The organism is Microbacterium sp. Leaf351 (assembly GCF_001423825.1).
GTDB lineage: Bacteria > Actinomycetota > Actinomycetes > Actinomycetales > Microbacteriaceae > Microbacterium > Microbacterium ginsengisoli.
Map to the genome: position 1 here is coordinate 198,984 of NZ_LMPK01000033.1, position 7,078 is coordinate 206,061.

The window sequence follows — 7,078 nt, forward strand, 5'->3', positions numbered from 1 at the left end:
CCTGTTCGGCAGCGAGAACGCCCTCGAGCGCAACGTCGAGATCGAGTACGAGCGCAACGGGGAGCGCTACCAGTTCCTCCGCTGGGGTCAGACCGCGTTCGACGACTTCAAGGTCGTGCCCCCGGGAACCGGCATCGTGCACCAGGTGAACATCGAGCACCTCGCCAAGGTCGTCTACGACCGCACCGTCGGAGGCGCGCTGCGCGCTTACCCCGACACCTGCGTCGGCACCGACTCGCACACGACGATGGTCAACGGCCTCGGCGTGCTCGGCTGGGGCGTCGGCGGCATCGAGGCCGAGGCCGCCATGCTCGGCCAGCCCGTCTCGATGCTCATCCCGCGCGTCGTCGGCTTCAAGCTGACCGGCGAGATCCCCGCCGGCGTCACCGCGACCGACGTGGTGCTCACGATCACCGATCTGCTGCGCAAGCACGGCGTCGTCGGCAAGTTCGTCGAGTTCTACGGAGCCGGCGTCGCCTCTGTGCCGCTCGCCAACCGCGCCACTATCGGCAACATGAGCCCAGAGTTCGGCTCGACCGCCGCGATCTTCCCGATCGACGACGTCACCCTCGACTACCTGCGCCTCACCGGCCGCAGCGAGCAGGCTGTCGCGCTGGTCGAGCAGTACGCGAAGACCCAGTCGCTCTGGCACGACGCCGCGAACGAGCCCCAGTACAGCGAGTACCTCGAGCTCGACCTCGCCACGGTCGTGCCCTCGATCGCCGGACCGAAGCGCCCGCAGGACCGCATCCTGCTCGCCGAGGCCAAGTCGCAGTTCGAGAAGGACATCCTCAACTACGCGACCCCCGCCACGAGCGACTCGATCGTCGACCTCGAGTCGGCCGGATCATTCCCCGCCTCCGATGCGGGCGTCGTGCCCGGCGACGAGCACACCCACACCGGCGAGGTGCTCATCTCGAGCGGCGGGCCGGCCGCGGCATCCAAGCCCGTCAAGGTGACGCCGCCCCACGGCGCGTCGTACATCCTCGACAACGGCGCGGTCACGCTCGCGGCGATCACCTCGTGCACCAACACGTCGAACCCCTCGGTCATGGTCGCGGCGGGCCTCCTGGCGCGCAACGCCCTCGCCAAGGGCCTGAAGCGCAAGCCGTGGGTGAAGACCACGCTCGGCCCGGGCTCGAAGGTCGTCACCGACTACTACGAGAAGTCCGGCCTCGACAAGGACCTCGAGGGCCTCGGCTTCTTCACGGTCGGCTACGGCTGCACGATCTGCATCGGCAACTCCGGCCCCCTCATCGAGGAGGTCTCGGCGGCGATCAACGAGAACGACCTCGCCGTGACCGCGGTGCTCTCGGGCAACCGCAACTTCGAGGGCCGCATCAGCCCCGACGTGAAGATGAACTACCTCGCCTCGCCGCCGCTGGTCGTCGCGTACTCGCTCGCGGGCACGATGAACTTCGACTTCGAGACCGACGCGCTCGGCACCGACACCGACGGCAACGACGTCTTCCTGAAGGACATCTGGCCCGACACCGCCGACGTGCAGTCGATCATCGACTCGTCGATCTCCCGCGACCAGTTCATCAACCAGTACGCCACCGTCTTCGACGGCGACGAGCGCTGGAAGAGCCTGCCGACCCCGAGCGGTCCGGTCTTCGAGTGGGATGCCGACTCGACCTACGTGCGCAAGGCGCCGTACTTCGACGGCATGACCATGGACCTCACCCCCGTCTCCGACATCACCGGCGCACGCGTCATGGCGACCCTCGGCGACTCCGTCACGACCGACCACATCAGCCCGGCCGGCAACATCAAGGCGGGCACGCCCGCCGCACAGTACCTGACCGAGCACGGCGTCGCGCAGAAGGACTTCAACTCCTACGGCTCGCGCCGCGGGAACCACGAGGTCATGATCCGCGGCACCTTCGCGAACATCCGTCTGAAGAACGAGCTCACCGCGGCTGTCAACGACGGCGCGGTCGTCGAGGGCGGCTACACCCGCGACTTCACCCAGGTCGACGGACCGCAGTCCTACATCTACGACGCGTCGCAGAACTACCAGGAGCAGGGCACCCCGCTCGTCGTGTTCGGCGGCAAGGAGTACGGTTCGGGCTCGTCCCGCGACTGGGCCGCCAAGGGCACGCGCCTGCTCGGCGTGAAGGCGGTCATCACCGAGAGCTTCGAGCGCATCCACCGTTCGAACCTGATCGGCATGGGCGTCGTCCCGCTGCAGTTCCCGGCCGGCGAGAGCTGGAAGTCCCTCGGCCTCGACGGCACCGAGATCATCTCGATCACGGGCCTCGAGCAGCTCAACGAGGGCGTCACTCCGAAGACGGTGCGCGTCGTCGCCGAGCCGAGCGAGTTCTCGGCCGACGGCAAGCAGACCGTGGAGTTCGACGCGGTCGTGCGAATCGACACCCCCGGTGAGGCCGACTACTACCGCAACGGCGGCATCCTGCAGTACGTTCTGCGCTCGCTCGTCTGAGCGCTCACGCCGTCGGGGCCTCGGAGCGATCCGGGGCCCCGACGGCGTTTCCGCCGGTGCGCGTCAAGCCCCCTGTCGGGTCTGTGCACGCGGATACACTGAACCGATCGGCGCTGTCCGCGTCGCCCGAACGAGAGGACGGAATGGCACTCCTTCCGACGATCACCGGTCCCCGCGACCTCGATCGACTCTCGCCCGAACAGCTCACGGAACTCGCATCGGAGATCCGCACGTTCCTCATCGAGAACGTCGCCCGCACGGGCGGTCACCTCGGCCCGAACCTCGGCGTGGTGGAACTGACGATCGCCATGCACCGAGTGTTCCGCTCGCCCGATGACCCGTTCATCTTCGACACCGGGCACCAGTCCTATGTGCACAAGATCCTGACGGGTCGTCAGGACTTCTCCGGTCTCCGCTCGCGCGACGGCCTCGCCGGCTATCCGCAGCGCTCCGAGAGCCCCCACGACGTCGTCGAGTCGTCCCACGCGTCGTCCTCGCTCAGCTGGGCGGACGGCATCTCGCGTGCGCTCAGCCGCACCGGTCGACGCGATCATCACGTGGTCGCCGTCGTCGGCGACGGCTCGCTGACCGGCGGGATGACGTGGGAGGCGCTCAACAACATCTCCGACGACAACGATCGCAACCTCGTCATCATCGTCAACGACAACGGTCGCTCCTACGCTCCGACGATCGGCGGCATGGCCCGATACCTGAACCGCGTGCGGGCGGCGGGTGCCTATCGCACGCTGCGTACGTCGTCGGACTCGCTGTTCCGGGCCCTCGGCCCGTGGGCGAGAGCCGTCTACCGCGGTGTGCGGGGCGGAACGCACGGCTTCCTCTCCCGTTTCGTGAACAACGAATCGCTGTACTCGAACCTCGACATCAAGTACTTCGGGCCGATCGACGGCCACGACATCCCGACCCTCCTCGAGACGCTCGAACTCGCGAAGCGCTACCAGGCGCCCGTGATCGTCCATGTGATCACCGAGAAGGGCCGCGGATATGCTCCGGCGCTCGAGGACGAGGCGGATCAGTTCCACGCGGTCGGCAAGATCGACCCCGCGACGGGGGAGACGCTCGGCTCGGGCGGGGGAACGGCCTGGACGAGCGTGTTCGCCGACGAACTGGTGACGGTCGGGGAGCAGCGTCCCGACGTGATCGCGGTCACGGCCGCGATGCTGCGGCCCACGGGCCTGAAGCCCTTCGCCGACCGGTTCCCCGGCCGGGTGTACGACGTGGGCATCGCCGAGCAGCACGCGGTCGCGTCGGCCGCCGGCCTCGCCTATGGCGGCCTGCACCCCGTCGTGGCCATCTACGCGACGTTCATGAACCGCGCCTTCGACCAGGTGATGATGGATGTCGCCCTCCACCGTGCGGGCGTGACCTTCGTGCTCGATCGGGCCGGCGTCACCGGACCCGACGGCCCCAGTCATCACGGCATCTGGGATCTCGCGATGCTGCAGATCGTGCCGGGAATCCGCATTGCGGCGCCACGCGATGCGGCCCGCCTGCGCGAGCTGCTGCACGAGGCTGTGGCCGTCGAGGATGCACCGACGGTCGTGCGGTTCCCCCGTGGCAACGTGGGGGACGAGCTTCCCGCGATCGAGCGGCGGTCCGACGGCACCGACGTGCTCGCGCGCAACGACCAGCAGGACGTGCTCATCGTCGGCATCGGGCCGATGGCGCAGGTGGCCGTCGACGTGGCCCACCGCCTGCACTCGCAGGGCATCGGCGCGACCGTCATCGACCCGCGCTGGGCGGTGCCGGTTGCGCCGTCGGTCGTCGAGCTCGCCGCACAGCACCGCATCGTCATCACGATCGAGGACGGCATCCGTGTCGGCGGCGTGGGCACCCGCATCCGTCAGGTGCTGCGGGAGGCCGGCATCGACACGGCCGTCGATGAACTCGGCGTTCCGGACGAGTTCATCTCGCACGCGAGCCGCGAGCAGATCCTCGAGGACGCCGGTCTCGTCGCCCCGAAGATCGCCCACGACGTCGTCGCGCAGGTGCTCGGCACACGGGTGCCGAAGGCTCGCGCCTCGGAGGACGCGGGGGAGTGGACCGCCGCCGATGCCGCCCCCGAGGACGCCGGCCGCCGCGCGGACGACTGAGCCGTACGCGACGGCCGATCGCACGAAGGAGGGGCCCGTCCGTGCGGACGGGCCCCTCCTTCGTGCGATCCCTACGCGCCGATCCCGCGGATGGGCGGGTGATGGAACGTGTCGCCGAACGCGCGCTCGGCAGCGCCCGAGCGGTCGAGGTACGGCGAGGCGCCGCCGTCGATGAACGGCCAGCCGGCGCCGAAGATGAGCGCGAGGTCGATGTCCTGCACTTCTGGCACCACGCCCTCGTCGAGCATGATCTTGATCTCGGTCGCGAGGCCGTCCTCGACGCGACGGAGGATCTCCGCCTCGCTCGCCGGCGTCTTCCCCGCGACCTGGTCGACGAGCTTCTGCGCGGGCTTGGTCCAGCCGGTGACCCGACCGTTCTTGTCCTTCTCGACGACCTGGTCGAGGTTCGCGAGCTCGTGGAAGTTCTCCGACGCGAAGAACCGGTCGGGGAAGGCCCCCGCCATCGTGTCCTGCACGTGAGCGGCGACCTTCCAGCCGACGAGGTCGATCAGCTGGAACGGCGTCATCGGCAGCCCGAGCGGCGCATAGGCCTTGTCGACCGTCGTCAGCGGCGCTCCTTCGTAGATCGCGCGGGCGGCCTCGCCGAGGAGCTTGGCGAGCAGCCGGTTGACGATGAAGCCCGGGGCATCCTTGCTGAGGATCGCGTTCTTGCCGATCGCCTTCGCGACGACGAACGCGGTGGACAGGCTCTGCTCGTTCGTGTGCGGGGTCTTCACGATCTCCAGCAGCGGCATGAGTGCCACGGGGTTGAAGAAGTGGAAGCCGACGAGGCGTTCGGGGTGGGCGAGCTTTGCGCCGATCTCCTGGACCGAGAGCGACGATGTATTCGTGGCGAGGATCGCGTCTTCCGCGATGTGCTGCTCGATGTCGGCGAAGACCCGCTGCTTGACGCCCACCTCCTCGAACACCGCCTCGATGACGAAGTCGCAGTCGGCGTATTCGCTCTTGTCGGTCGTCCCGTGCACGAGCGCGCGCAGCTGGTTGGCCGTGTCGGCGTCGAGCCGGCCCTTCGCCTCGAGCTTGCCGATCTCGTCACGGATGTAGGCAAGGCCCTTGTCGACGCGTGCCTGGTCGATGTCGGTGATGACCACCGGCACCCGGAGCTTGCGCAGGAACAGCAGTGCGAACTGGCTGGCCATGAGCCCGGCGCCGATGACGCCGACCTTCGAGACCTTCTTCGCGAGGGCCTTGTCGGGGGCGCCGACGGGGCGCTTCGCGCGCTTCTGCACGAGGTCGAAGGCATACATGGATGCCGCGAACTGATCGCCCACGATCAGCTCGGAGAGCGCCTCGTCCTCGCGCTCGAAGCCCTCCCACTTGGTGCCGCTCTTGGCCTTGTCGAGGAGCTCGAGTGCGAGGTAGGGCGCGCGGGGGACCGTGCCGATGCGGCTCTCGAGCATCCCGCGGGCGATCCTGATCGCAATCGGCCACTTGGTGAGGCGTTCGATCTTGCCGGGCTCGTTCTTGCGCTCGACTTTGATCGCTCCCGACAGCACACCGTCGGCCCACGCCAGCGACTCCTCGAGGAAGTTGGCGGGCTCGAAGATCGTGTCGACGATGCCGAGCTCGAACGCCTGCTGGGGCTTGAGCATCCGGTTCTGCTTGAGCGGGTTGGAGATCACGACCTCGAGGGCGTTCTCGATGCCGATGAGGTTCGGCAGCAGGTACGCGCCGCCCCAGCCGGGGATGAGCCCCAGGAACACCTCGGGCAGCGCGATCGCCGCGGCCGAGGCATCCACCGTGCGATACGTCGACTGCAGCGCGATCTCGAGTCCGCCGCCGAGCGCGAGGCCGTTCACGAACGCGAACGAGGGCACGCCGAGGTCACCGAGCTTCGAGAAGGCGAAGTGACCGCCCTGGGCGATGAGCTTCGCGATCTCCGTCGACGGCACCTTGGCGACGTCGCTCAGGTCGGCGCCGGCGGCGAGGATGTACTGCTTGCCGGTGACTCCCACGGCCTGGATCTCACCCGACTTCGCACGCTGTGCGAGTGCGTCGAGCGTGCGGGTGAGCTCGAGGATGGTCTTCGGCCCGAACGTGTTGGGCCGGGTGTGGTCGCGTCCGTTGTCGAGCGTGACGAGGGCGAGCACCTTCCCGGAGGGAAGCCGCACGTCGCGCACGAGGGAGCGGGTGACGACCTCGTCGGGGACGAGGTTCTCGAGCGCGGAGAAGTCGATCTGGTCGTAGCGGGTCATCGCGGTGCTCACTTCTTCTTGCCGTCGTAGTACGGGTTCTCCCAGATGACCGATCCGCCCTGGCCGAGGCCGACGCACATGGCGGTGAGGCCGTAGCGCACGTCGGGGCGCTCCGCGAACTGCGCGGCGAGCTGGATCATCAGACGCACACCGGATGCCGCGAGGGGGTGTCCGAGCGCGATCGCCCCGCCCCACTGGTTCACGCGCGGGTCGTCGTCGGCGATGCCGAAGTGGTCGAGGAGCGAGATCACCTGGATCGCGAACGCCTCGTTGAGCTCGAACAGTCCGATGTCGGTGATCGACAG

2 protein-coding genes and 2 pseudogenes are annotated in these 7,078 nt (G+C 68.4%); 2 read left to right on the forward strand and 2 right to left on the reverse strand.

Annotation, left to right across the window (positions count from 1 at the left end):
• Both ASG00_RS09295 and dxs read left to right on the forward strand, forming a co-directional pair.
• Positions 1-2,446, forward strand: a pseudogene (locus ASG00_RS09295) (aconitate hydratase); the annotation flags it as partial.
• 143 nt (positions 2,447-2,589) lie between these two features.
• Positions 2,590-4,557, forward strand: coding sequence for a 1-deoxy-D-xylulose-5-phosphate synthase (gene dxs, locus ASG00_RS09300; protein WP_056208875.1), 1,968 nt, complete (start codon positions 2,590-2,592; stop codon positions 4,555-4,557).
• A 71-nt stretch (positions 4,558-4,628) separates the two neighbouring features.
• On the opposite strand, the gene ASG00_RS09305 is transcribed toward dxs, so the two are convergent.
• Both ASG00_RS09305 and ASG00_RS17915 read right to left on the reverse strand, forming a co-directional pair.
• The gene (locus ASG00_RS09305; protein ID WP_056209217.1) at positions 4,629-6,773 is read right to left on the reverse strand and encodes a 3-hydroxyacyl-CoA dehydrogenase NAD-binding domain-containing protein; all 2,145 of its coding nucleotides are present in this window, start codon (positions 6,771-6,773) and stop codon (positions 4,629-4,631) included.
• An 8-nt stretch (positions 6,774-6,781) separates the two neighbouring features.
• Positions 6,782-7,078 (reverse strand): annotated as a pseudogene (locus tag ASG00_RS17915) (acetyl-CoA C-acyltransferase); the annotation flags it as partial.

Bases quoted from the DNA above. Each gene is read 5' to 3' on its own strand.
- ASG00_RS09305 (WP_056209217.1), bottom strand. From the start codon at position 6,773: ATGACCCGCTACGACCAGATCGACTTCTCCGCGCTCGAGAACCTCGTC.
- dxs (WP_056208875.1), top strand. From the start codon at position 2,590: ATGGCACTCCTTCCGACGATCACCGGTCCCCGCGACCTCGATCGACTC.